Annotated in this window: 23 protein-coding genes; 12 read left to right on the forward strand and 11 right to left on the reverse strand. The window is 36.8% G+C overall.

Features of this window, described 5'->3' with window-relative positions; translation table 11 throughout:
* Positions 1 to 45 precede the first annotated feature (45 nt).
* Positions 46 to 1062 carry a dipeptidase gene (locus DRF61_RS01385; protein ID WP_228452532.1) on the forward strand — a complete coding sequence of 339 codons (1017 nt, stop codon included), beginning with the start codon at positions 46 to 48 and terminating at the stop codon, positions 1060 to 1062.
* Positions 1063 to 1167: 105 nt separating this feature from the next.
* On the opposite strand, the gene DRF61_RS01390 is transcribed toward DRF61_RS01385, so the two are convergent.
* Positions 1168 to 2712, reverse strand: a complete 1545-nt coding sequence (locus DRF61_RS01390) for a hypothetical protein (RefSeq protein WP_111953292.1) — start codon at positions 2710 to 2712, stop codon at positions 1168 to 1170.
* Positions 2713 to 2858: 146 nt separating this feature from the next.
* On the opposite strand from DRF61_RS01390, the gene DRF61_RS01395 reads away from it, so the two are divergent.
* The 4 genes from DRF61_RS01395 to leuB are packed head-to-tail and all read left to right on the forward strand — an operon-like array spanning position 2859 to position 7167.
* The gene (locus tag DRF61_RS01395) at positions 2859 to 4022 is read left to right on the forward strand and encodes a 2-isopropylmalate synthase (protein ID WP_111953294.1); all 1164 of its coding nucleotides are present in this window, start codon (positions 2859 to 2861) and stop codon (positions 4020 to 4022) included.
* A gap of 29 nt (positions 4023 to 4051) precedes the next feature.
* Complete coding sequence (gene leuC / locus DRF61_RS01400; RefSeq protein WP_111953296.1) at positions 4052 to 5440, forward strand: 3-isopropylmalate dehydratase large subunit; 1389 nt, start codon at positions 4052 to 4054, stop codon at positions 5438 to 5440.
* Positions 5441 to 5456: 16 nt separating this feature from the next.
* A complete protein-coding gene (leuD, locus tag DRF61_RS01405; protein WP_111953298.1) occupies positions 5457 to 6062 on the forward strand; it encodes a 3-isopropylmalate dehydratase small subunit in 606 nt (201 codons plus the stop codon).
* Complete coding sequence (gene leuB / locus DRF61_RS01410; RefSeq protein WP_111953300.1) at positions 6043 to 7167, forward strand: 3-isopropylmalate dehydrogenase; 1125 nt, start codon at positions 6043 to 6045, stop codon at positions 7165 to 7167. The genes leuD and leuB overlap by 20 nt, the downstream gene beginning before the upstream one ends.
* Positions 7168 to 7522: 355 nt before the next feature.
* Here the strand turns inward: leuB and DRF61_RS01415 are convergent, their stop codons facing one another.
* The 9 genes from DRF61_RS01415 to DRF61_RS01455 form a co-directional block, all read right to left on the reverse strand.
* A complete protein-coding gene (locus DRF61_RS01415; protein WP_034730159.1) occupies positions 7523 to 7705 on the reverse strand; it encodes a hypothetical protein in 183 nt (60 codons plus the stop codon).
* 13 nt (positions 7706 to 7718) lie between these two features.
* Positions 7719 to 8324 carry a DUF4230 domain-containing protein gene (locus tag DRF61_RS01420; RefSeq protein ID WP_111953302.1) on the reverse strand — a complete coding sequence of 202 codons (606 nt, stop codon included), beginning with the start codon at positions 8322 to 8324 and terminating at the stop codon, positions 7719 to 7721.
* A 2-nt stretch (positions 8325 to 8326) separates the two neighbouring features.
* Positions 8327 to 8893: a TlpA family protein disulfide reductase gene (locus tag DRF61_RS01425; RefSeq protein WP_111953304.1), complete on the reverse strand. Its 567-nt coding sequence runs from the start codon at positions 8891 to 8893 to the stop codon at positions 8327 to 8329.
* 1 nt (position 8894) lies between these two features.
* Positions 8895 to 9362 carry a pyrophosphohydrolase domain-containing protein gene (locus DRF61_RS01430; RefSeq protein WP_111953306.1) on the reverse strand — a complete coding sequence of 156 codons (468 nt, stop codon included), beginning with the start codon at positions 9360 to 9362 and terminating at the stop codon, positions 8895 to 8897.
* 305 nt (positions 9363 to 9667) lie between these two features.
* Positions 9668 to 10087 (reverse strand): hypothetical protein, encoded by a 420-nt coding sequence (locus tag DRF61_RS01435; protein WP_111953308.1) that lies wholly within the window; start codon positions 10085 to 10087, stop codon positions 9668 to 9670.
* Between the two features lie 10 nt (positions 10088 to 10097).
* Positions 10098 to 10811: a glycohydrolase toxin TNT-related protein gene (locus DRF61_RS01440; protein ID WP_111953310.1), complete on the reverse strand. Its 714-nt coding sequence runs from the start codon at positions 10809 to 10811 to the stop codon at positions 10098 to 10100.
* 401 nt (positions 10812 to 11212) lie between these two features.
* Positions 11213 to 14143 carry a reprolysin-like metallopeptidase gene (locus tag DRF61_RS01445; protein WP_111953312.1) on the reverse strand — a complete coding sequence of 977 codons (2931 nt, stop codon included), beginning with the start codon at positions 14141 to 14143 and terminating at the stop codon, positions 11213 to 11215.
* Positions 14144 to 14335: 192 nt separating this feature from the next.
* A complete protein-coding gene (locus DRF61_RS01450) occupies positions 14336 to 14833 on the reverse strand; it encodes a DinB family protein (protein WP_111953314.1) in 498 nt (165 codons plus the stop codon).
* Between the two features lie 17 nt (positions 14834 to 14850).
* The gene (locus DRF61_RS01455; protein ID WP_111953316.1) at positions 14851 to 15990 is read right to left on the reverse strand and encodes an acyl-CoA dehydrogenase family protein; all 1140 of its coding nucleotides are present in this window, start codon (positions 15988 to 15990) and stop codon (positions 14851 to 14853) included.
* Positions 15991 to 16182: 192 nt separating this feature from the next.
* Between DRF61_RS01455 and DRF61_RS01460 the strand changes: the two genes are divergently transcribed.
* From DRF61_RS01460 to DRF61_RS01490, 7 genes are all read left to right on the forward strand, one after another.
* Positions 16183 to 18048 carry an endonuclease gene (locus DRF61_RS01460; RefSeq protein WP_111953318.1) on the forward strand — a complete coding sequence of 622 codons (1866 nt, stop codon included), beginning with the start codon at positions 16183 to 16185 and terminating at the stop codon, positions 18046 to 18048.
* Between the two features lie 163 nt (positions 18049 to 18211).
* Positions 18212 to 18817, forward strand: a complete 606-nt coding sequence (locus DRF61_RS01465; protein WP_111953320.1) for a SatD family protein — start codon at positions 18212 to 18214, stop codon at positions 18815 to 18817.
* 2 nt (positions 18818 to 18819) lie between these two features.
* Entirely contained in the window at positions 18820 to 19515 is a 696-nt protein-coding gene (locus DRF61_RS01470) for a DUF3307 domain-containing protein (protein ID WP_111953322.1), read from the forward strand.
* Between the two features lie 33 nt (positions 19516 to 19548).
* Positions 19549 to 20268, forward strand: a complete 720-nt coding sequence (purC, locus tag DRF61_RS01475) for a phosphoribosylaminoimidazolesuccinocarboxamide synthase (protein ID WP_047402036.1) — start codon at positions 19549 to 19551, stop codon at positions 20266 to 20268.
* Positions 20269 to 20304: 36 nt separating this feature from the next.
* The gene (locus DRF61_RS01480; protein ID WP_111953324.1) at positions 20305 to 20664 is read left to right on the forward strand and encodes a four helix bundle protein; all 360 of its coding nucleotides are present in this window, start codon (positions 20305 to 20307) and stop codon (positions 20662 to 20664) included.
* 57 nt (positions 20665 to 20721) lie between these two features.
* Positions 20722 to 22221: an amidophosphoribosyltransferase gene (gene purF / locus DRF61_RS01485; RefSeq protein WP_111953326.1), complete on the forward strand. Its 1500-nt coding sequence runs from the start codon at positions 20722 to 20724 to the stop codon at positions 22219 to 22221.
* Positions 22222 to 22362: 141 nt separating this feature from the next.
* A complete protein-coding gene (locus DRF61_RS01490) occupies positions 22363 to 23307 on the forward strand; it encodes a glycerophosphodiester phosphodiesterase family protein (protein ID WP_111953605.1) in 945 nt (314 codons plus the stop codon).
* Positions 23308 to 23481: 174 nt separating this feature from the next.
* Here the strand turns inward: DRF61_RS01490 and DRF61_RS01495 are convergent, their stop codons facing one another.
* The gene (locus tag DRF61_RS01495) at positions 23482 to 24189 is read right to left on the reverse strand and encodes a porin family protein (RefSeq protein WP_111953607.1); all 708 of its coding nucleotides are present in this window, start codon (positions 24187 to 24189) and stop codon (positions 23482 to 23484) included.
* Positions 24190 to 24233 lie beyond the last annotated feature (44 nt).

Genomic DNA, 24233 nt, shown 5'->3' on the forward strand with positions numbered 1-24233 from the left:
GTAGTAACAATGCTATGATAATGAGGTTTTTGTGCTGTAAATTCTATGATAATTCAAAGAAAAAGAAACGATAATATGTACGATGATATGAAAAACTTTAATATTGACCTGCACTGTGATTTATTATACTATTTATTAAAAGCGGGCTCCACAATTGATGACAGAGAGTTGGGATGCTCACTCCCGTATCTAAAAGAAGGGAATGTAAAACTCCAGGTTATGGCAATATATGCATCAACAGATGCAAACAGTACCGTTGAGGGTGTAAAACAGAGTGAAATATTTTCAGATCTTTTAAAGAATGAAAACTTCTTTCTGTTTGAAAACGGGAATTATAAAAATACTGAAAACAAAGATAGAGTAGGTATTATAGCTTCCATTGAAAATGCATCTGCTTTTTGCGGAGAAGATGATACTCTGGAAGCAGGGTTTAAAAATCTGGAAACCATCATCGAAAACACACAAAAAATTCTTTACCTGGGAATTACCCACCACACTGAAAACCGTTTTGGGGGAGGGAATAACTCTGAAGCCGGCCTGAAGGATGACGGAAAAGTCCTGATCGACTATATTGCAGACCGGAGAATTGCTATTGATCTTTCCCACACAAGTGATCAGCTGGCATATGATATTCTTAATTATGTAGACCAAAAAAATTATAACATTCCTATTTTAGCAAGCCACTCCAATTACAGGAATATTCAGAACAAAAAAAGAAATCTTCCGGATGAACTGGCGAAAGAAATTATTAAAAAGAAAGGACTGATAGGGCTCAACCTTATCCGTGAATGGCTTGATGAAAAGAATCCGGAGAGATTATATGAACATATTCAACATGGTCTTGATCTGGGAGGAGAGGATGCCATTGCCTATGGTGCAGATTTTTTCTACGACAAAGGGCATCCGGATAAATCCCGCTATCCCTTTTTCTTTGAAGGCTATGATAATGCCTCATTATTTAACACCACCAACAGCAGAATTGAAAAAGATTTTTCCACAGAGATAATGGAAAAGATCAGTCATAAAAATGCATTGGACTTTATAGAAAGATTTAAGTTTTAGTCTGATGGATGAGGAGCCAAAGCCATCAGATACTATTTTATATTTGCTTAAAAAAAACGAAAATCCTGTAGTTGGTTGAAGCCATCGGAGCCATCTGCAGGATTTTTAACTCTTTCTCTTATATCTTACTTTCTGCTTGATAATCTCTATCACATCCACGTTTTTTACCTTAGATTTTACCCAGCCATGGATATCAATATAGAACAGTGATCTCCTGTAATATTCATTTTTAGAAAATCCATCAAGCACTTCATCAAAAGCATCAAAAGCTTTATGATGTTGATCTAATACCAGACTGTTAATGTTTTTAAAAAACTGAATGCTTTCAAAATGAAATGCTTCCGGTTTCTTCATTTTTCGGGCAAATTTAAGGGTAGAATTGATGAATTCATCATAATCTTCATCATTCCCGGATTCATATTTCGCCATTAGAATCAGGATTCTTGTGTGGAATAGAAGATCTTCCTGAACATTACCCTTACACTCAACAACCTTCATGGAATATTCGATGGATTTTTTAAACTTTTTGCTTCCGAAAAACATGGCTGCCATTTTCAGATAAAGGATCATAAAATGATGCTCGTCAATTTTTTCCCGAAGTCTTTCCATCTTCAGTTCAATCTCAGGGATAAGTTTGGTCCCTGTGAAAAATTCACCTTTTACAAAATGAATGTTCATTAAAGTATTGTAATGGGTAAGAAAGATCAGTGCCTGTAGATTTTCATTCTGAGCAAAATTCTGTGAATTGACCATCGTATTGAAATGCTCAAAATGCTCCTCTAGGATATCAATATTTCCATAAAGGAACAGAATTTTCAGCAGGTAAGTGTTTCCTTTAATATACCACACCGGATGGCTGATGATCATCTCTGGTTTTTTGTGGAACAGATCTACCCACTGATAGGCATATTTCAATGTATATTTGTAATCCTGAAGCAGTTGGTTTTTCCACACATGAGCTTTGAAATACCAAAGCTTTTCTGTGAAATTCAGTTGATCTAGTTTAATTTTCTTAATCTGATCATTGAACAGATTCAATACTTTTTCCCGGTCTGTATCATTTTTCACATAACCATACGTAAGCATTTCACTGTATAATTTCAGCGACAGATTAGAAAGCTCTGTTGCATAATGATTCTGTTTGCTGATTTCTGTAGATTGCTTAATCAGTTCATCGGCACGCCCCTCAATGCTTCGGGTAATAAATTGTGATTCAATGACTTTTTCAAGATTGATGATTTCAGACGCAATGCTTTTTTCATCCAGTTCCAGGGCAGACTGTTTGGTCTTATCCAGTATTTTCAAAGCCTGCTTATAAAGTCCTTTTTGATATAAAATATTTGCAAAATCAAGCTGTTCACGAAGCTGTATCCTGTAGTTCTGATGACTGGGATTCATTCGTAGGCTTACGAGGATCTGCTTATAAAGATGGGCTTTCAGATTGGAAAGCTGCTGTTTGGTAGAAATTTTTTTCTCAATGATGATCTGCTCATCATATTCCTTCATCTTATCCAGTTCCGAAAAAAGGAGCAGAAATTTGGCATCAACATTAATTCCGAGGCGGTTCACATACAGCCTGAACTGTCGTTTTTCAGAAGTGGTTAATGACTTAATCAGTACAAACAAAAAATCTTTCTGCAATTCTGCCATTGTAAATTTATAAAATGTAATAAATTGATTATTAAGTAAATGTAGTTATTTTTCCGGCTGTTGAATATTGTAATTTTCAGTCAAGGTGAAAATGTAAAAATATTGTAAGCAGTAGTTTTGATCAAAATTAAGTAAAAAACTTCATTATGAATTCCGAAAAAATCGAAATTTTTGATACAACGCTGAGGGATGGGGAGCAGGTTCCCGGATGTAAACTGAATACAAAACAAAAACTGATTATAGCAGAAAGGCTCGATAAGCTAGGAATTGATGTAATAGAAGCCGGTTTCCCGATTTCAAGCCCCGGAGATTTCGAATCTGTTTCTGAAATTTCAAAACTGGTAAAAAATGCCAAAGTCTGCGGACTGACAAGAGCTAATAAAAAAGACATCGATACGGCTGCTGAAGCATTGAAACATGCAAAGAGGCCCCGTATTCATACAGGAATCGGAACTTCTGATTCTCATATTAAATATAAATTCAATTCAACACGTGAGGATATTCTGGAGCGGGCAGTAGAAGCCGTAAAATATGCCAAAAGCTATGTAGAAGATGTAGAATTTTATGCGGAAGATGCAGGAAGAACCGATAATGCCTACCTGGCAAGAGTCTGCGAAGAAGTAATTAAAGCCGGAGCTACCGTTTTGAATATCCCGGATACAACAGGTTATTGCCTTCCCGAAGAATATGGTCAGAAAATAAAATACCTGAAAGAAAATGTAAAAGGTATTGAAAAAGCAATTCTGTCGTGCCATTGCCATAATGATTTAGGTCTTGCTACAGCCAATTCAATTGCAGGGGCCATCAATGGAGCACGCCAGATCGAATGTACGATAAACGGTTTGGGAGAACGGGCTGGAAACACAGCATTGGAAGAAGTGGTCATGATTTTAAAACAGCATAAGGACTTAAATTTTTATACAGATATCAATTCAACAATGCTTAATGAAATGAGTTTGATGGTTTCAGATCTGATGGGAATGCCGGTACAGCCTAATAAAGCTATCGTAGGAGCCAATGCTTTTGCACACAGTTCAGGCATTCATCAGGATGGAGTCATTAAAAACCGTGAAACCTATGAAATTATTGATCCAGCAGAAGTAGGCGTCAATGCTTCATCTATTATTCTTACAGCGAGAAGCGGACGTTCTGCATTAGCATACAGATTTAAGCATATCGGTTATGATATCACCAAAAATGAACTTGACTTTTTGTATCAGGAATTTTTAAAAATTGCGGACCGAAAGAAAGAAGTTAAAAATGACGATCTGTACATGATTATGGAAACATGCAGCCGGAAAATAGGATAATATTGATTTAAAATCAACGAGAATTGAATATGGACAACAATAAAAAGACACTTTTTGACAAAGTTTGGGATGCTCACGTAATAGAAACGATTCCCGACGGCCCTCAAATCATTTATATAGATAAACACCTTATCCATGAGGTAACCAGCCCTCAGGCTTTTGCAGAACTTGAAGCCAGAAATCTTGAAATTTTCAGACCAAAGCAGATCGTAGCTACGGCAGATCATAATGTTCCGACCCTTAATCAGGAACAGCCTATTCGGGATGAACTGTCCAGAAATCAGGTGGAACAGCTGACAGAGAACTGCAAAAAAAACAATATCGAATTATTCGGATTGGGACATCAGTATCAGGGAATCGTACACATCATTGCTCCCGAGTTGGGAATTACCCAGCCGGGAATGAGTATTGTATGCGGCGATAGTCATACCTCTACACACGGCGCTTTTGGCGCTATAGCTTTCGGGATTGGAACCAGCCAGGTTGCTCAGGTTTTTGCCAGTCAGTGCTTGCTGCTCAATAAACCGAAGTCAATGAGGATTACAGTCAATGGAAAACTTAATGATAATGTTCAGGCAAAAGATGTCATCCTTTATATTATTTCCAAAATCGGAACTGATGGTGGAACAGGATATTTCTGTGAATATGCCGGAAATGTTTTTGAAGAAATGTCCATGGAAGGAAGAATGACTGTCTGCAATATGAGTATTGAGATGGGAGCACGAGGAGGAATGATCGCACCGGATCAAACCACTTTCGATTATGTAAAAGGAAAAACATTTGCGCCTAAAGGAGAAGAATGGAAAGATAAACTTGCCTATTGGAAAACTTTAAAAACGGATGAAGGCGCTGTTTTTGATAAAGAGCTGACATTCGATGCTTCGGATATTTTCCCAATGATTACTTACGGAACCAACCCGGGAATGGGAATTTCAATACACGAAGTCATTCCGGTTCCTCAGACTGAATCTGAAGAAAAAGCCTTAAAATATATGGGATTAAAGGCTGGTCAGGAAATTTCCGGCATTAAAGTACATTATGTATTTATCGGAAGCTGTACCAATGCACGGATAGAAGATTTCCGCTCTGCAGCACAGTATATCAAAGGAAAAAGTAAGTCCGAAAATGTAAAGGCCTTAATTGTTCCGGGTTCTCAACAGGTTGTAAAGCAGATCCATGAAGAAGGATTGGATAAGATTTTCAATGATGCTGGATTCCAGATCCGTCAACCGGGATGTTCTGCCTGTCTGGCAATGAATGATGATAAAATTCCTGAAGGAGAATACTGTGTCTCAACCTCAAACAGGAATTTTGAAGGCAGACAGGGACAAGGCGCGAGAACAATTCTTGCCAGTCCGCTTACTGCAGCAAAAGCAGCGATAGAAGGTAAAATTTCTGCTTTTGAAAATTTAAACTAAATCCATTAAAAAGTACATGCAAAAATTAGTTGTTTTAAAATCCCGTGCAGTACCGCTGCCGGCAGGAAATATAGATACAGACCAAATTATTCCGGCAAGATTTCTTAAAAGTATTGACAGAAAAGGTTTTGGAGAGAACCTGTTTAGAGACTGGAGATTCAATATTCATACAGGAGAACCGAATCCGGATTTTGTTTTAAACAATCCTAAATTCAGTGGTGAAATTCTTGTTGCGGGAAATAATTTCGGCTGTGGAAGCAGCCGTGAACACGCGGCCTGGTCTTTGACAGATTATGGCTTCAAAGTAATCATATCAAGCTATTTTGCTGATATTTTTAAAGGAAATGCCCTGAACAACGGACTTCTCCCTGTGAAAGTTTCTGAAGAATTTTTAAAAGAAATTCTGGAAGGAATCCAGGAAAATCCTGATAATGAAATTGCCATTGATGTGGAATTACAATCGGTAAGCTTTAAGGATACAACCGAAACTTTTGAGCTTGATTCCTATAAAAAAATATGCCTGCTGAACGGCTATGATGATATTGATTTTTTAATCAGCAAAAAGCAGGCTATAGAACAATTTGAACTAAAAACACAAAAGTATGAGCAACAGTTATTTTAAAATAGCAGTTCTTCCCGGCGACGGGATTGGGCCGGAAGTGGTCAGTGAAAGTATTAAAGTATTGGATGCTGTGGCTGAAGTCTTTAAATGCCGGTTCCAGTTTTCCTATGGATTAATGGGTGCTGAAGCCATTTTTAAAACTGGCGATCCACTTCCAGAAGAAACATTAAAGATTTGCAAAGATTCGGATGCTGTTCTGTTTGGAGCGATTGGAGATCCGGTTTTTGATAACAATCCTGAAGCAAAGGTACGACCTGAGCAGGGACTATTGAAGCTCCGTAAAGAACTGGGATTGTATGCTAACATCAGACCTCTGAAAACTTATCCTTCACTGATTGATAAGAGTCCTTTGAAAAGAGAGATTATCGAGGGAACGGATATCCAGATCTTCAGGGAGCTTGTGAGTGGTATTTATTTCGGTGAAAAATTTACAGATCCGGATGGTAAATATGCTTATGATGTCTGTAAATACAGCACGGAAGAGATTATTCCTATTGCCCATATGGCTTTTAAGGAAGCTGAAAAAAGAAAAAAGAAGCTTACGCTGATCGACAAGGCTAATGTTCTGGATACTTCGAGACTTTGGAGAAAGACCTGCCAGAAAATTGCCACTCAATATCCTGATGTACAGCTGGATTATATATTTGTTGATAATGCAGCTATGCAACTTGTTCTGAACCCCAAACAGTTTGATGTTATCCTGACCGAAAATATGTTCGGAGATATTATTTCCGATGAAGCCAGTGTTATTGGCGGGTCCATCGGGCTTTTACCATCAGCATCAATAGGTGAAGAGAATGCTTTGTTTGAGCCAATCCATGGCTCTTATCCACAGGCTAAAGGAAAAGGTATTGCCAATCCTGTGGCCTCAATCCTAAGCGTAGCTATGATGCTTGATTATCTTGAACTTCCGGAAGCGGCAGACAAATTAAGAAGGGCAGTAGAGCATGCTATTGAAAACAGATATGTTACGGTAGACCTTAATGCTGAGCAGCATTATTCTACAAGTGAAGTAGGTAGTTTCATTGCAGATTATATTAAGTATTCTGAGAAATCTTATTACAATTTTGAAAATATCAAGATCGGAAAATCTACCATCGTATGATCATTTAAGTCCATATAATAATAGATTAGTAAGAAAGGTTCTGTTCATTTGAGCGGAATCTTTCGTTTTCATCTGCTTAAGATTTACAAAAACATGCTTTTTAAACCACAAAAGTCACAAAAGCTTAGTTGAACACTTTAGTTATTTTAAGGTTAATACATTACGCATATGAAGTATACTTAAGTTATATTAAAATCTTTGATTTTAGGTTTATGTGTACTTAATATTTTCAGGATATAAAACTTTGAAACTAAAGTGTTCCAAAGTGTTAAAAAAACAAAAAAACTTTTGTGACTTTTATGGTTTAAAATTTCCAATAAAAAAGATTCCACTCACTTGAGTGGAATCTTTTCGTTTATTTTTTAGTGTTATCCGTTTTTCCTGATTTATTTTTGGAAGATTTCTGAACATCTTCTTTATCAATATCAGGCGGATTGCTTTTTTCGGAGGAAGCAGGAATATTTTGAAAATCCTGATTCTGCTTTTTCGTTTCTGCTGAATTGGCAGATTCCTTTTTTTTGTTGTCTTCTGAATTCATAGCTTTACATTTTTTAGAGTCCTAAAACACCGAGCTTGCCGGTTTCATCTTCTATGGTATAATCCAAAGCTTTTGCCAAAACGAAAATATTATTAAGATTTTCCATTAATTGTTTGCGGCCTTCCGTTCTCAGCTGATTCTCATTAATAGATTTAACCGCAGTTTCTTTAGCCTTTTGGGTCACATTTTTAATGTCTTTTTCAGAGATCCTGTTGAAAAAAGAATCGTCCAGCGACTGGATCTCAACGCTTGGTGTTATTCTTATTTCCGCATCGGGAAGTTCAGTGATAACTAGTTTTTTGTTGATAGAATCTACTTCTATCTTCATTTTATTAAGATCATAAGAAACCTGTGCATTGGTTTTGGTGTAGGTAATAATGCTGTTGTTTGAAACTTCTTTACCAAACACCTCATAGCCCATCTTGGTTTTCTGCATGCTGGATACATTCTGCTCCATGACGACCATTTTATTCATTTTAGAAATCTGGTTGGTCAGAATATAAAAATCCGATTTCTCTGTCTTTTCACCAAGATTAAAACATGATTTAAGCCCGAAAAACAGGATCAGCATAACGAGAATTCCCGCTGCAAATGATAGGATTACTTTGTAATTTCTCAACACTATTTGTTAAAAATTTCTTTGATTACCGAACTGTCATCTTTTTTCAGAATGTTTACCAGATCTCTTTCAATATATCCGCTGGTAGGCATTTCTATGATTCTTCCGATCTCTTTGCCATATTTTTCTACAATAATAGTAGGGACTTTCTGGATATTATAGCGTACCTCGTCTCCGGTAGGAGATTCTTTCTTGCGGTTAACAGCAATGATCGTCAGTTTGTTATCAGGATATTTCAATTCCTCAAGTATTTTCATGAGTCTTGGGAAATCTCTGTGGCTGTCTTCACACCAGGTCCCCATAAAAACAACAAGAGAATACGAAGTGAGTTTGGCTTTTCTAAGTTCACCGATTGCCTTTTGGTCAATGGAATATTCGTCATGCTCTTTCACATACCAGTCTGCATACGGAGCCTTTAAGAACTGCTCTTTGAACTGATTTCCCAAAAGCATTTTGCCATCGTTCTGAGTTTCTACTTCACGGTTCATCACTACTTTCTGGGCACTGAACTGCTGGGAAGCCAAAACAAGACATGAAACGGCAACAATATTGGTAATAAATTTTTTCATATTATTTTTCGATAATTGTTTTTAAATCTGCAGGGGAGTAGTACTTATTCTTAAGAACTTTATGGTCTGCTTTTCTGTAGACATTAAATTTCTCTCCTGATTTTTCATAAAAAGATTCTACTTCTTTTTCTTTATAAAATGCTACAGTTTCCTCTGCCTGTTCTACATTATCGCATGCTTTAGACATATTGGAACGCTGTACTTCGTTGAATAGCTCTACAAATTTATTGCCAAGTCCGAATTCCAGTACAGCTCCGCTTAAAACATATTGAAGATCACACAGGGCATCAGCTATTTCTACGATGTCATTATCAGCAATAGCCTGCTTTAATTCATTTAATTCTTCCTGAAGAAGCTCAACTCTAAGGTTGCATCTTTCCTGAGACGGGATTTGTGGTGTATCTAAAATAGGGGCTTTAAAAGTGGTGTGGAATTCTGCAACTTGGTTCAGACTGTCAATTTTATCCATGAATTTTATTATTTACAGCAAAGATAGAAAACGATTTTGGAAAATGTATAATACCCATTAGATATCTGTTCTGATAAAAGGTTAAATAATCGTTGGCTACAAACGTGTTTTCACTAACAATCCACAGTTTAAACTGTGGATTATATTTTTAATTTTGAAATGTATTAATGAAAATTTTTGAACCTTTAATTCTAAACCATTAGGGATGATTAAGCTTTTAAGGATATTAAGATGAGCTTCGCCGTTTTAAGGATTTACTTGAAAAATTCTCTTGATTTTTCTTAATGGTTTAAGAATATAAACAGCTATTCCAGTTCTTCATATTTCCAGATACAGGAAATGTTTAAAAGTGTTAATCCCGGCTGCCATTCCCCGTAACTGAATACGCAGATATACTTTGATTGACAAGATCTGCAGTCTGTTCCAAAATATAGGGTAGGTAAATCACTTACCGTTAATTCTCCAAGATATAATATTCTACGGGAAGTTTCAGTAACGATTTTGTTTTCTAATAATTCGTTCCTGGATAAAACTTTATCTTCATTGTAAATCTCAAAAATCGGGAATCCGGATTTATAAGGAAATATTTCAATTGAATTTTCCTGACCACAATCACAACATGTGAATTTTGTTTCAGCAGCCGGAACTGTTTCATCATTGCTGAAATGATTTTTTGCAATAGCCGCCTGCCTGATAAGTTTTATTTTTTTTGATATTGAATACATCTGAGTTTATTTATTGCTGTATCACTGTGCCGACCTGATTGTTATATTTTCCGCTCGGACTTTTCTTGATGGTAATCTTTACATATCCTTCCTGTGCCAGCTTATTCCATGTTTTTTGATAGCCTGTTGTAACATCAATCGGGATTTTCCACATCGTCTGTTTTCCTCCGCCAATCTGGTTAAACCAAGGAATGACATCAGCCGTTTGAGACTTGAAAGGTAGTAAATTATTCAGGACATCTATTTCATAGTAGAAATCATATTTATTTTCAGGCTGATTTAAAGCTCTTTGTGAGAAAGTATACACATATCCATTGATGATCGGGCTTGTAAAGCTTCCTCCTAAAGTAGGAACGCCTGTTCCGTCATAGCTGCCAATAGCGCCGCTATACCTGTCGAATTTTTGCCCTGCCTGAAACGGAACATCATCAACGATATTATAGCCTCCGTTTGCAGGCGGCCAGCCACCATTGAGATTGTTGGCATTAAAAAGTGCTTCCAGCTCGCTCCATTTTCCCTGTTTGTATAAATCAAATGCCTGATTTCTGATAGCCTGGCTTACAGTTCCGGCCGGATCGTAGGTTAAAGCGAATTCATCTGCGTTTTTATAGAACACATGGGTAACGACTCCCGTAGGGTGATCAGTTTCTTCATTGTCCGAACTACAGGCAACTGAAAATAATACAGTTGTCAATAAAAAGATGTACTTAAATAAATGTTTCATGGTAAAAGTTTTTATAGTTATTTTTTTAAAGCTGTTCTTTAATTTAAAATATTGGTTTTATGAAATAAGCTTACTTCAACAATTTATCATTGCAGGATCATTTTGAGAAATAAAAATTAGGATGAGAGGCTTATATGTTATGAATTGAAAGACCAATATCAGAATGTATCTAGCCTGATCGAGTAACGGTACAAAGAAATTTGAATGATAAATTTAAATTAAAATTTTTAAATTTTAATGAATTTTATTTAAATAAATAATTATAAGTAAATTTTAAACACTTATGCGTTGTTTTTGAAGTTTAATTTGCATTGTAAATTTCCGTGGAAATTTTTAAAATCATCTGGCATAAAAAAAAGACTGCCCGAAGGCAGTCTTCCAAAGTGTTTACTTAATGGTTATTAATTTTTAATGAATCTCTTGGCAGCTTCTCCAACCTGGATCATATAAGCGCCTTTGATAAGTCCGCTTACATTTACACTACCTCTTTCCAATTTTCCTGAATTGATTAGTTTTCCACCCATATCGAAGATTTTATAATCTTCTGATGTCGTGTTTGAAATATGTAATAGGTCTCTTACTGGGTTTGGATATAACTTGATATCAGTGATCAGATCTTTGGTATCAGTAAGCTCTCCTCTTCCTGAAGAAACGATATTCAGGGTATAATCTTCAACCTGACCATAAGTATAAGCTTCACATGAAGAAGTAGGTATAGAACTATACTTCATCATGACTCTCATTCTTGTAGCACCAACAGTTGCAGTTGCAGGGATAGTAATACTTCCTGTTACAGGAGTAGTGGTAGAACCCGCTTTAGACCAAGCTAATTCTCCGCTGTCCGTAAAGTCACCATCACCGTTGTAATCAATATATACAGCATAAGCTTCGCTGTAAACAGTTGAAGTCCATGTTGGAGTTATTGAGATAGTGTAAGCGCTTCCTCTTGTTACATTGGTGGAAACTGAAGTGAAGTTTTCATAACCTGCTGTTCCTGTTGAAGTATTGTTAATAGTTCCGAATTTCACATTTCCGATTCTTTCATCTGCTGTATTGCTTGCAGAAGAAGAGCAGTAAGTTACCGTACCTCCGGAAAGTGTTGTAACGCTTACTGTATTACTTGAAGGCGATACATTTCCTGCTGCATCTTTAGATTTAACACTAAAGCTATACGTTGTGGCAGGTGTTAAACTTGTTACCGTATAGGTTGTAGATGCTGTGGAACCGATCAATGAAGCACCTTGATAAACATCGTAACCTGTAACCGCCACATTATCCGTAGCGCCGCTCCAGGAAAGATTAGTCGTGGTAGATGTAGTTCCGGAAGCTGCAAGGGTAGGAGCCGTAGGAGCTACCGTATCTGTGCCTCCTGAACCTGCATTTACAGTGATATTTGCATTATTTACATCAAAGAAAATATGGTTGGATCCTTTTACCATAATTCTTCCCGTTGTCGTAGACGAATTTGGAATAGTTACAGCCTGCGTTCCATCATTTGGAGTTCCGGCAAGAAGGGTAGTCCATGTATTTCCGCTGTCTGTTGACCAAAGGATATCTACATTCGCCGCATTTACATTATTGGCTGTTGTTCCCGCCACATTCCATGTTACGGTTTGTGAGCTTCCTCCTGAATAGGTAGTAGCTGAATTTTGTGATGAAACACTGAAAGGTCCTGCTGTTGCATTTACAGTAATCAGGGCATCATCAGAATTATTTCCTGAACCTCCGGCTCTGTTATCACGAACGGTAAATCTGAAATTTAAAGATCTTGCTACATTGGACAGTGCTTCCACTGTAATTTCTGAACCTGCAGTAGTAGTGCCTCCTGTTAAGATGGATGCCATTCTTGGGAAATATCTTGTTGGAGAAGTGGTAGGGGTCCATGATCTGAAAGTAGGACCTGATGCTTTGGTAGCACTTGCTGCAGAGCTTGCTCCGGTTTGGGATGATGATGCATTATCCATCTGTTCCCAAATGTAAGTTAATGAATCTCCGTTAGCATCAGTTCCTGTTCCCGTAAGCATAAACGGTGTTCCTTTCGGAATGGTATAATCAAGGCCGGCATTCGCTGTAGGAATGGCATTTCCTGTAGAAGTGCTTACCGGACATGTTTTAGCTTTGATATTATTGGTGATCTGCTGAATGCTTATCGCATGGAAAAATGCATCGGAATGAGGTTGGATATCCTGAGCAGTAATCCCTGCATAGCCCATAATGGTTGATCCTGAGCCCGGTTCCATATTAGCACCGGTTCCTTCATTATTCATAGAGAAGGTATGGTTTCCTCCAAATTGATGTCCCATTTCATGGGCAACATAGTCGATATCAAAATTATCTCCTGAAGGAATAGCGTCTGCCGGTGAAGTATATCCGCTTCCTTTTGAACCGTTTGTACAGACACATCCAATACACCCAGCGTTTCCGCCACCTCCGGAAGCTCCGAATAAATGCCCGATGTCATAATTGGCTTCCCCGATCACTGAAGTCAGCGTGCTTTGAAGCTGTGAATTCCAGTTGCTCATTCCTGAAGCTGCAGAATAGGGGTCTGTAGAAGCATTGGTGTAAATGACAGCGTCATTGTTGGCGATCAGAACCATTCTTGCTGCAAAATCTTTTTCAAAAACACCGTTTACACGGGTCATTGTATTGTTAATAGCAGCAAGAGCATTTGCTTTAGTACCTCCAAAATACGTTGTATATTCTCCTGTAGTTGAAAGAGCTAACCTGAATGTTCTCAGCTTGGCATCATCCGCATTCGGTCTGGCAGTTTGGGTATTATTGGATACTCCTTTTTGGGCTACGTCGATAACTGTACATTCAAATTTATTGAGATCGTCTTTTTTGTCCGATTTTCTGTATACGACATAAGACGAAAGATCTTTGGCGTAGGGTTCAATAAAAACTGCAGATTTGTCACCATAAATCTCCATAGAAGAAAGACCAAGTGAGGAAATACTGAAATAAACTGTTGAATTGGAATCTGTCAGGCCTTCACCTACATAAGATTTAATATCCGGATATTTCGCGGCTAACTGAGGGTCAAAATTTGAATTTTCTCTTACTTTAAAATTCTCCATCTTTCCTTCAGAATTAGGAAAAGAAATGATAATTTCTGATTTTTCTCCCGGGGCAAGCCTTTTTGGAGCTCTGTTGAGAGCGTTTTTTAATCCTTCAAAATCTAGACTATAGATTTTCGGATTGTTAATTGAGGTTTTGTTTTCAAAAATTTCTGAAGGTGCTTTTTTTGAACCTTCACTCCAGAGACGATCAGTCTGCGCGAAAGAAATGCCCGTAATAAGAAGCATTCCAATCATGGATAGTTGTTTTTTCATAAATTATTCATTTAGATTGTGGAATATCAAAGCTAATAAAAAATAATTTACGAAAAACAAAAATATTTAAGAAAAATTTAGAGTATACATCTAATTTATTATGTAATACATTGAAAATATATTATCTCAAAAAAAGAAAATAGCATACGCAAAATACGTATGCTATTTACTTATCTTAATATAAGTCTAAATTTACATCTGGTCGTCAGCAGTCGGTCCGTATAAACCAGGAACGGTATTTCCTGTTGCTCTCAGATAAACAATCAGCTCACCTCTGTGATGATATAAGTGATTGTATAAAAAAGAACGGATCACCTGAATTTTTGGCATAGGAGGAAAAAGTGCATTTCCACCCATTTCCATTTTCCATTCGTTAAAATAGTTTCCTTCATCTGAATTTTCTAAAACTTTCTGAGCTTTAGCAACATTTTCTTCAAATTTTGCTAAAATATTCTCGGCTTTAGAAATATCACCTTTGTCATATTGATAAGTTCCCATATCAAAAACATCAAGATTAAAGGTAGAATCATACCAGTTATACACTTCTGCAATATGAGAAGCTAATTGTCCGGTAGTCCAGTTTTTTTCAGATGGCTTCCAGTTTAAAGCACTATCAGGAATTGCTTTTAAAAGATTTCTTGTGCTTTCTGCTTCATGCAGAAATTCACCTAGGAGGGCTTGTTTGATCATTTGTGAGTGTATTTAAATTATTTTGTAATGTCTCTTCCTATTACCAGTCTCTGGATCTCTGATGTTCCTTCACCGATAGTACATAATTTAGAATCTCTGTAGAATTTCTCAGCAGGGAAGTCTTTTGTATATCCATAACCTCCGAAAATCTGAACAGCATTGTTGGAAATTCTTACACAAGCTTCAGAAGCATACAGTTTTGCCATTGCCCCCTCTTTGGTCATCTTCTGCTTAGCATTTTTCAATGTTGAAGCTCTCTGAATCAAAAGTTCAGCAGCATCAATTTCAGTAGCCATATCTGCCAGCATAAAGTTGATAGCCTGGAATTCAGCGATTGCTTTTCCGAACTGATGTCTTTCTTTAGCATATTTTAAAGCCGCTTTATAAGCTCCTCTTGCAGTTCCTAAACTTAATGCTGCAATAGAAATTCTACCCCCGTCCAGAATTTTCATAGCCTGTTTGAATCCTTCTCCTACTTCTCCCAAACGATGTGAATCCGGTACACGCACATTATCAAAAATAAGTTCAGCGGTCTCAGAAGCACGCATTCCCAGTTTGTTTTCTTTCTTTCCTGAAGTAAAACCAGGCATTCCTTTTTCCAGAACGAAAGCAGTAGAGTTATTTTTAGCACCTATTTCACCTGTTCTTGTCATTACTACGGCAATATCTCCTGAAATAGCATGAGTAATAAAGTTTTTCGCTCCGTTGATGATCCATTCATCACCGTCCTTTACAGCAGTAGTAGACATACCTCCTGAATCAGAACCTGTATTGTGCTCTGTTAATCCCCATGCTCCGATCACTTTTCCTGAAGCAAGCTGCGGAAGCCACTTATTTCTCTGCTCTTCATTTCCAAACTCATAGATGTGATTGGTGCAAAGTGAATTGTGTGCTGCCACAGAAAGACCAATTGATGGGTCTACCTGAGAGATTTCATCCAGAATAGTAACATATTCATGATAGCCTAAACCGGAACCTCCGTACTGCTCAGGAACTACAATTCCCATAAATCCCATTTCTCCTAACTGGTGAAATAAGTCTTTTGGAAACGTTTGGCTCTCGTCCCATTCCATAATATTCGGTCTGATATTTTTCTCAGCAAATTCTCTTGCTGTTTCTGCTATCATTTTAATGTTGTCAATAGTCTCTGTATTCATATAGATAAAATAGTTAGTTCCCAAAGATAATTAAATTGACGGAAAGCCAAAAATAATTATTTAGCTCATAGGGCTATATACGCAATATTTTAATAATCAATTTTTTATATTTTGATAATTAATGATTTTTTAATAAAAAATTCAGAACTTCAAGTGTTTTAATTTACTATTTTAGTCACCCAATTTTTAAGAATGAAAAAACTTTTACTACCTGTCATTTTAATTTCATCATTTGCTGTTGCCCAGGCTCCTGCCGGTTATTATGACGGAACAGTAGGGCTTACAGGCTATGCACTGAAATCTAAGCTGCACGATATTATTTCTGAAAAAAATGTCAACTGGCATTATGGTGATTTACCCAATCTATATAATCAGACAGATCTGGATAAATATTATGATCATGGACCAGCCAATACTACTATTTTATTGGATATTTATTCAGAGATCCCTTCCGGCCCTGATTCTTATGAATATACATCAGCCAGCTTAATAAGTACTTCAGGTGCTGAAGGATTGGGATACAACAGAGAACATGTAGTTCCGCAAAGTACTTTTAACAGTGATTATCCTATGTATTCTGATTTACATTTTGTGATCCCTACGGATGCAAGAATCAATCAGCTTAGAAATAATTATCCTTATGGTGTCGGGAATTCCACGGTTCATTATACATTTACCAACTCATCCAAAATTGCCAATAGTGCTATTCCCGGTTATATTTATACGAATAGAGTGTATGAGCCTGTGGATGAGTTCAAAGGAGATGTTGCTAGGATGCTGCTCTATTTTGCTGTAAGATATGAAGGTAAACTGCCTTCATTTAATTACTCAACCAATATTAATCCTGCGATAGACCGATCTCCCCTGGATGGAACTGCAGAACGGGCTTTTGATCCTGCCTATATTTCGATGCTTCTTCAATGGCACCTTCAGGATCCTGTATCTCAAAGGGAAACAGACCGAAATAATGCCATTTATACCATTCAGAAAAACAGAAACCCTTTTATTGATAACCCTCAATGGGTAAATTCTATTTGGGTGCAGACCCCTGATGCTGTGGCGCCACAGGCTCCTTTAAATTTAAATTCCATTCAATCCGGAGCTTATTATACTCATTTAACATGGTCACCAAGTACAAGCTCAGATGTTATCGGATATAATATTTATCAGAATGGCATTTTATTAACCACCACAAAATCTACATCAATAGTTATTGATCATCTGACACCTTCTACCTCTTACTCATTTACGGTAAAAGCATATGATCAGGGCTACCTGCAGTCTCCTGACAGTAATGCAGTTACTGTATCCACATCAGCTGCAGATACAAATTCAAAGGATCTTTTTATCGTTAAATATATTGAAGGGACGGGTAACAACAAAGCTTTGGAAATTGTAAATAAGACGGGCCATGAAGTAGATCTAAACAATTACAGCATAAAAGTACAATATTACAATAGTGTAAGTGATTCTTATTATTTTGGTAACAGTTTTGAACTTGAAGGAAAAATACCTAATAACGAAAATTTCGTCATTCTGAACCCTAAATCTGCATTATCATGTTACACCAATAATGATGCACGCTTTCTTACAGCAGGTGACGCTTTGACTTTTGCAGGAACCCAGTATGTAGAGCTGGCCTATAAGTCAGCAACAGTTGATGCTATAGGAAGCAAGTTTGTAAGTAATTCATACGGAGATGTTTCTCTTTACAGAAAAGCTACGGTAAGCCAGCCAACAACTACTTTCACTGTCGGTGAGTGGGATTCCTATCCTGCAAATTATTGTCAGAATCTGGGGGGAACCTTATCTGCAACCGATCTGATTACTTCCAACAAAGAGTTTAAAATATATCCGAATCCTGTTCATGATGATCTTTTTGTAAGCGGAGAAATTCAGAATATAAAAACAGCTCAGATATTGGATCTTTCGGGGAAAGTAATTTATACAGAAAATGATCCGTTCAGAAATAAGAAAAATATTTCCATACAGAATCTTTCAACAGGATTATATCTCTTAAAACTTGATGATAAAACGTATCAGTTTATCAAAAAATAACAAGTAAATGTCATTGCGAGCGGAGCGAAGCAATCTCATAAAATATACTGATGGAGTTATTATTAAAGCATCATTGATATAAGCAGATTCACTAATAATCAATATCTATAAGTGTTTCTGCTTATATTTTTTATTTATAAGTAATTATGCTTATATTTGCATAATGATAGCGGTCATAACCGGTGATATTATAAATTCACAGCATGCAGACACAGAAGTTTGGATCACCAGACTCAAGAATCTCCTGGAAAACTGGGGAAGCTCACCGCTCGCATGGGAAATCTACAGAGGAGATGAATTTCAGTTCAAGTGCAGTATTGATGAAGTATTTTGGCGTTTTCTAGCCATTAAGTCCCTCATAAGAAGTCAGGAAAATCTAGATGTAAGAATTGCAATAGGCATCGGTGAAGAGAATTTTTCCTCTGAAAAAATCACCGAATCCAACGGAACGGCCTATGTACATTCCGGAAGACTGCTCAACGACCTTAAAAGTGACGGGCACACCGTTTCTATAAAAACCTCAAACGAAGCTGTAGACAGGGATCTGAATATCCTTCTGAAATGGTCTTCAAAAGATTTCGACAGCTGGACGGTAGCCACGGCAGAGATCATTCACGAAATGATCATGAACCAGGATATCACACAGGAAGATCTCGCCAGAAAATTTGCTATTTCACAGTCCTCGGTAAGCCAGAGACTGAAACGCGCCAACTACGACCTTATCGTAGAAACTAATCAATATTTTAGAAAGAAAATCTCAGAACTGTAAGCATGATTTTTACTAAACTCATATTGGCACATCTACTCGGAGATTTTATTCTTCAGCCAAATTCCTGGGTTGCAGATAAGGAACGCCGTAAGCTGAAAAGCTCATATTTGTATCTTCATGTTCTGATCCATACCGTTTTAAGCTTTGTTTTTCTCTGGAATACAGATCTGTGGTGGGTTTCATTGCTTGTAGGGATTACCCATTTTATTATTGATGCCTCAAAACTGATCTTCCAGACTGTAAAGAACAAGAAAAGATGGTTCTTCATAGATCAGCTGCTGCATATTCTTGTCATTGCTGGGATCTCATTTTATTTCAAAGAATTCAGTTTTGATTTTCTGCAGAATCAGCAATTTTTGAAAATATTGATGGCTGTATTGTTCCTTACAACACCGGCTTCAATTTTTATTAAGATAGCATTGTCTTCCTGGACTCCGGCCCCGGAAACACAAAGCAGTATACAAACCGAATCTCTGTCGAGTGCAGGAAAATATATAGGAATTTTGGAACGTCTCCTGGTTTTCACCTTTATTATGGTGAATCATTGGGAAGGCGTGGGTTTTATGGTTGCTGCCAAATCGGTTTTCAGATTCAGTGATCTGGCACAAGCTAAGCAGAGAAAACTGACGGAATATGTGCTTATTGGCACATTGCTGAGTTTTGGACTGGCTGTTTTAACAGGAATTTTAATTAAGTAATATAAAATAAATCTAACTAATACGAATTTAGAAATGGAAAAGAAAGAAATGTTGTACGAAGGTAAGGCAAAACAAGTATTTGCTACCGATAATCCTGATCAAGTAGTAGTACGTTTTAAAGACGATGCTACAGCATTTAATGCTCAAAAAAGAGGATCTGTTGATTTGAAAGGTGAAATGAACAACGCCATCACAACTTTGATTTTTGAATATTTAAATGAAAAAGGGATTAAGACTCATTTCATTAAGCAATTGAACGAGAGAGAGCAATTGGTAAGAAAAGTATCAATCATTCCTTTGGAAATGGTAGTAAGAAACTACTCTGCAGGAAGCATGGCTCAAAGATTAGGAGTGGAAGAAGGAATTAAATCTCCGGTTACCATTTTCGATATCTGCTACAAAAAAGACGAATTGGGAGATCCGCTTATCAACGATCACCACGCCGTTTTCTTAGGTGCTGCAACCTATGAAGAGCTTGATGAGATGTATGAGCTTACTTCTGATATCAACGAAATCCTGATCGATCTTTTCGACAAAATGAATATTATCCTGGTCGATTTCAAAATTGAATTAGGAAAAACTTCTGACGGTGAAATCATCCTGGCAGACGAAATATCTCCTGACACTTGCAGACTTTGGGACAAAGACACCATGAAAAAGCTGGATAAAGACAGATTCAGAAGAGATTTAGGAGAAGTTACAGAGGCTTATGTAGAAATCTACAACAGATTGAAAACTTTACTGAATAAGTAAAGTTTAGAGGTTAGAAGTTAGATATTAGAGGTTAGTATGAAATCGCACAGGATAGAAGATCTTAAAGTTTGGAGTAAATCAATGGCTTTGGTAAAAGAAGTTTATTTGGTGACTACAGAATTACCAAACGAAGAAAGATTTGGCTTATTGTCTCAAATTAGAAGATGTGCTGTTTCAATACCTTCTAATATTGCAGAAGGAGCAGGAAGGAATAATAAGAATGAATTTTATCAATTTCTCGGAATTGCGTTTGGTTCAACATATGAATTGCAAACTCAGTTACAGTTATTAATAGATTTAAATTTTATTTCTGAAACTAAAATTCTTCCCTTAAAAGAACTTTTAGCTGAGATACAGAAAATGATTTATTCATTAAAGACAAGTTTAAAATTATAATTGAAGTTAACTTAGACTAATTTCTAATATCTAACTTCTAATTTAGAAAAAATAGAAATGAAAAGTTTAGACATTCATAAAAGTGAATATTTAAAACAATTTGAGACTCAAACCTACGGAAGAAATCTTTTCAGAACGCAGGAAGAAGAAAGATTGGACGCTCCGAATGAGGAGTGCGGAATCTTCGGAATGTATTCTGATAATGATCTTGATACGTTTTCTCTTTCGCAGTTCGGGCTTTTTGCTTTACAGCACAGAGGTCAGGAGGCGTGTGGTATTTCTGTTTTAAAAGACGGAAAAATTACCAATATGAAAGATGAAGGTTTGGTTTTGGATGTTTATAAAGAGATCCAGGATCCTGAAGCTTTTATGGGAAATTCTGCAATCGGACACACTCGTTATACGACTGCAGGTGACAAAAAGAAGTATAATTTCCAGCCATTTTTCGCGAAAAACGAATATGACCAGATTATTCTTTCTATAGCGCATAACGGTAACCTTACCAATGCGAGAGAATTAAAAAATGAATTGGAAGCTGAAGGCGTAGTTTTCAGAGCTACTTCCGATTCTGAGGTTATTTTAAGATTAATTCAAAAAAATCTTGATTTAGGACTTCGCGGAGCCATTAAGGCGACCATGGAGAAAATTGAAGGCGCGTATTCCGTAGTGGGAATGACAAGAAATAAATTCTTTGCTTTCAGGGATTTCAACGGAATCCGTCCGTTGGTTTTAGGAGCTGTTGACGAAAAAACTTACGTTGTAGCTTCCGAATCTGTTGCATTGGATGCCGTAGGTGCCCAGTATGTACGTGATATTTTACCTGGTGAAATCATTTATACGAATGAAAACGAACCGGGTAAGCTTAATTCTTACATGGTCAATGAAGCAAGAGGCAAGCAAAGGATCTGTTCTTTTGAATATATCTATTTCGCAAGACCTGACTCTACTTTAGAAAATATCAATGTATACGAGATCAGGGAGAAATCCGGTGAAAAGATCTGGGAACAGGCCCCTGTAGAAGCTGATGTAGTAATTGGAGTTCCCGATTCAGGAGTTCCGGCTGCTATTGGTTTCTCCAAGGCCTCAGGAATACCTTTCCGTCCGGTTCTGATTAAAAACAGATACATCGGAAGAAGTTTCATTGTTCCGACACAGGAAATGAGAGAAAGGGTAGTGAACCTTAAGCTTAATCCTATCATTTCTGAGATCAAAGGCAAGAGAGTTGTGATCATAGATGATTCTATTGTAAGAGGTACCACTTCCAAAAGATTAGTAAAAATTCTGAAAGATGCAGGAGTAAAAGAGATCCACTTCAGAAGTGTTTCTCCACCTATTATTGCCCCATGCTACTTAGGAATAGATACCCCTTCGAAAGATGATCTGATTTCTGCCAACATGACTACCGAAGAGCTTAGAGATTACCTGGGGGTAGATTCTCTGGAATTTTTAAGTACAGACAGCCTGAAAGAGATTTTAGGATCTTCCAACCACTGTTTCGGATGTTTTACAGAAGAATATCCGGTAGGAAAAGGAGAGGAGGTAGAATTGTTTAATTAATATTCTATCCATTTGAAATAAATGAAAGAGCCAGATTTTTATATCTGGCTCTTTTTGTTTTTATAAATGTATCAAAAGTTTAATATTCCTGTATCATACAATATAAAAGCAAGTTTTAATTTTATGCTATTAAAACTTCATATGAAAAACGTATTCTTAACAGGTATTTTTTTAGTATTTGCCCATTTGTATTCCTCTCAGTCTTTCGATAAGCAGGCACACCGCGGAGGAAAGTCCTTATATCCCGAAAATACAGTTCCGGCTATGAAGAATGCTCTGAAAATGAACATCACAACGCTGGAAATGGATCTTGCTATTACAAAGGACAAAAAAGTAATCCTTTCCCATGACGCTTTTCTTTCTCCCGAATTAGTAACAAAACCCGATGGAACTTATATTCCCAAAGACTCAGGTTTTTACTATAAAATTTATGATATGCCTTATGCTAAAATTCAAACATTTGACGTAGGCTTAAAGAAACTTGATAACTATCCTGATCAAAAGAAAATAAAGGCCCAAAAGCCTCTCTTTTCAGAAGTAATAGATGCATGTGAGGCTTACTCCCGTAAATTGAAAAGACCTTTACCTTTTTATAATATAGAAACCAAAACACGTCCTTTTTCTGACCATATATTTCATCCTGAACCAAAAGAATTTGTAGATCTGATGATGACCATTATTCTAAAAAAAGGAATTCAGGACCGGGTAATCATTCAGTCATTTGACCCCAGAACACTGGAAATCATTCATAAGGAATACCCTAAGATCATGACTGCTTTGCTGGTGGAAAAAGTTGATGATAAAAAGTTGGCACAACAACAGGCCCATTTCAAAAATATACCTGCAGAGAAATTCAGGCAGTATCCTGATCATCTGAATGGTGTATCAGGAGATATGAAATTTCTGAGTTTTACTCCAACCATTTACAGTCCTGATCACACACTTGTTACTTCAGAGCTTGTACAGGAATGCCATGCGTTGGGTATGAAAGTTATACCATGGACTGTCAATACCAAAGAAAGGCTAAAAGAATTAAAAGACATGGGAGTAGATGGAGTGATCAGCGATGATCCACGAATATTCTAATAATTTGAGTTACGCGGGTACGGGTTTGAGAGTCAGAGAGTTTTGGGTGCCGTTGGCGATTGGTATAAGACTCATTATTCTAAAATCTCTTTCTACGTCAGTAAAAACGAAAGTCCGGACTCAAAATTTTTAAGTCCGGACTTTACTATAGGTTAAATAATTGATTGTCCTCTATTAGAATTTATAATTCAAGCCTAACTGAAAAGCTCTGTGGTTCAATGGCTCAGTACCCTCTGGCTTTTGGTTTCTCATATCCGTAAGACTGTTGATATATCTTGCGTTGATCCCAATATTTTGAGTAATATCATATCCAAGACCTAAACCGAGACCTAAGTTAAACTTGTTAACATTATCTTTATTAATGTCTTCAGAGTTAGATACAGACTGAGTGGTTGTAACTCCTCCTGTAGTTGTAGAAATAGTACTGTTTCCGGAATTTTTCCCGTTAATGAAATAGCTGAATTCAGGACCTGCTTCTACATAAAATTTCTCTGTAGGTCTCATCTGTACCATTAAAGGAACTGAAATATAGTTCATGGTAGTTTTGTAATCGCTTTTCGTTTTAATATTAGTATCACCAACAGTTACATCAGTGGAAGAGATTACACTTTTCGCTCCTAACTGGTTGTATAAAACTTCCGGCTGTAAGCTGAATTTCTGAGAAAGTGGAATATTAACTAAAACCCCCGCATGAAATCCGATTTTCTGGTTGTTAAGGCTTAGTTTCTGCTCACTGAAATAAGATGAGTTTCCACCCGCTTTAATACCGAATCTGATAGGTTGTGTTTCTTTTTTGATTGGCTCTGTGCTTACTGTTTTTGTTTCTTGAGCAAACGTCATCATGCCAGCAGCAACTGCCAACCCTAGAAATAACTTCTTCATAATTTTATTTTTTAATTTTACTATTTTACTTTTCACCTGATTTT

Origin of the sequence: Chryseobacterium lathyri (assembly GCF_003290185.1) — a bacterium.
Classification (GTDB): domain Bacteria; phylum Bacteroidota; class Bacteroidia; order Flavobacteriales; family Weeksellaceae; genus Chryseobacterium; species Chryseobacterium lathyri.

Coding starts and splice junctions, on each gene's coding strand:
- DRF61_RS01450 (WP_111953314.1), bottom strand. CDS start 14,833: ATGATCAAACAAGCCCTCCTAGGTGAATTTCTGCATGAAGCAGAAAGC.
- DRF61_RS01435 (WP_111953308.1), bottom strand. CDS start 10,087: ATGTATTCAATATCAAAAAAAATAAAACTTATCAGGCAGGCGGCTATT.
- DRF61_RS01430 (WP_111953306.1), bottom strand. CDS start 9,362: ATGGATAAAATTGACAGTCTGAACCAAGTTGCAGAATTCCACACCACT.
- DRF61_RS01425 (WP_111953304.1), bottom strand. CDS start 8,893: ATGAAAAAATTTATTACCAATATTGTTGCCGTTTCATGTCTTGTTTTG.
- DRF61_RS01415 (WP_034730159.1), bottom strand. CDS start 7,705: ATGAATTCAGAAGACAACAAAAAAAAGGAATCTGCCAATTCAGCAGAA.
- purF (WP_111953326.1), top strand. CDS start 20,722: ATGAAAAGTTTAGACATTCATAAAAGTGAATATTTAAAACAATTTGAG.
- DRF61_RS01455 (WP_111953316.1), bottom strand. CDS start 15,990: ATGAATACAGAGACTATTGACAACATTAAAATGATAGCAGAAACAGCA.
- DRF61_RS01390 (WP_111953292.1), bottom strand. CDS start 2,712: ATGGCAGAATTGCAGAAAGATTTTTTGTTTGTACTGATTAAGTCATTA.
- DRF61_RS01480 (WP_111953324.1), top strand. CDS start 20,305: ATGAAATCGCACAGGATAGAAGATCTTAAAGTTTGGAGTAAATCAATG.
- DRF61_RS01385 (WP_228452532.1), top strand. CDS start 46: ATGATAATTCAAAGAAAAAGAAACGATAATATGTACGATGATATGAAA.
- DRF61_RS01490 (WP_111953605.1), top strand. CDS start 22,363: ATGAAAAACGTATTCTTAACAGGTATTTTTTTAGTATTTGCCCATTTG.
- DRF61_RS01465 (WP_111953320.1), top strand. CDS start 18,212: ATGATAGCGGTCATAACCGGTGATATTATAAATTCACAGCATGCAGAC.
- DRF61_RS01460 (WP_111953318.1), top strand. CDS start 16,183: ATGAAAAAACTTTTACTACCTGTCATTTTAATTTCATCATTTGCTGTT.
- leuC (WP_111953296.1), top strand. CDS start 4,052: ATGGACAACAATAAAAAGACACTTTTTGACAAAGTTTGGGATGCTCAC.
- DRF61_RS01470 (WP_111953322.1), top strand. CDS start 18,820: ATGATTTTTACTAAACTCATATTGGCACATCTACTCGGAGATTTTATT.
- leuB (WP_111953300.1), top strand. CDS start 6,043: ATGAGCAACAGTTATTTTAAAATAGCAGTTCTTCCCGGCGACGGGATT.
- purC (WP_047402036.1), top strand. CDS start 19,549: ATGGAAAAGAAAGAAATGTTGTACGAAGGTAAGGCAAAACAAGTATTT.
- DRF61_RS01440 (WP_111953310.1), bottom strand. CDS start 10,811: ATGAAACATTTATTTAAGTACATCTTTTTATTGACAACTGTATTATTT.
- DRF61_RS01445 (WP_111953312.1), bottom strand. CDS start 14,143: ATGAAAAAACAACTATCCATGATTGGAATGCTTCTTATTACGGGCATT.
- DRF61_RS01395 (WP_111953294.1), top strand. CDS start 2,859: ATGAATTCCGAAAAAATCGAAATTTTTGATACAACGCTGAGGGATGGG.
- DRF61_RS01495 (WP_111953607.1), bottom strand. CDS start 24,189: ATGAAGAAGTTATTTCTAGGGTTGGCAGTTGCTGCTGGCATGATGACG.
- leuD (WP_111953298.1), top strand. CDS start 5,457: ATGCAAAAATTAGTTGTTTTAAAATCCCGTGCAGTACCGCTGCCGGCA.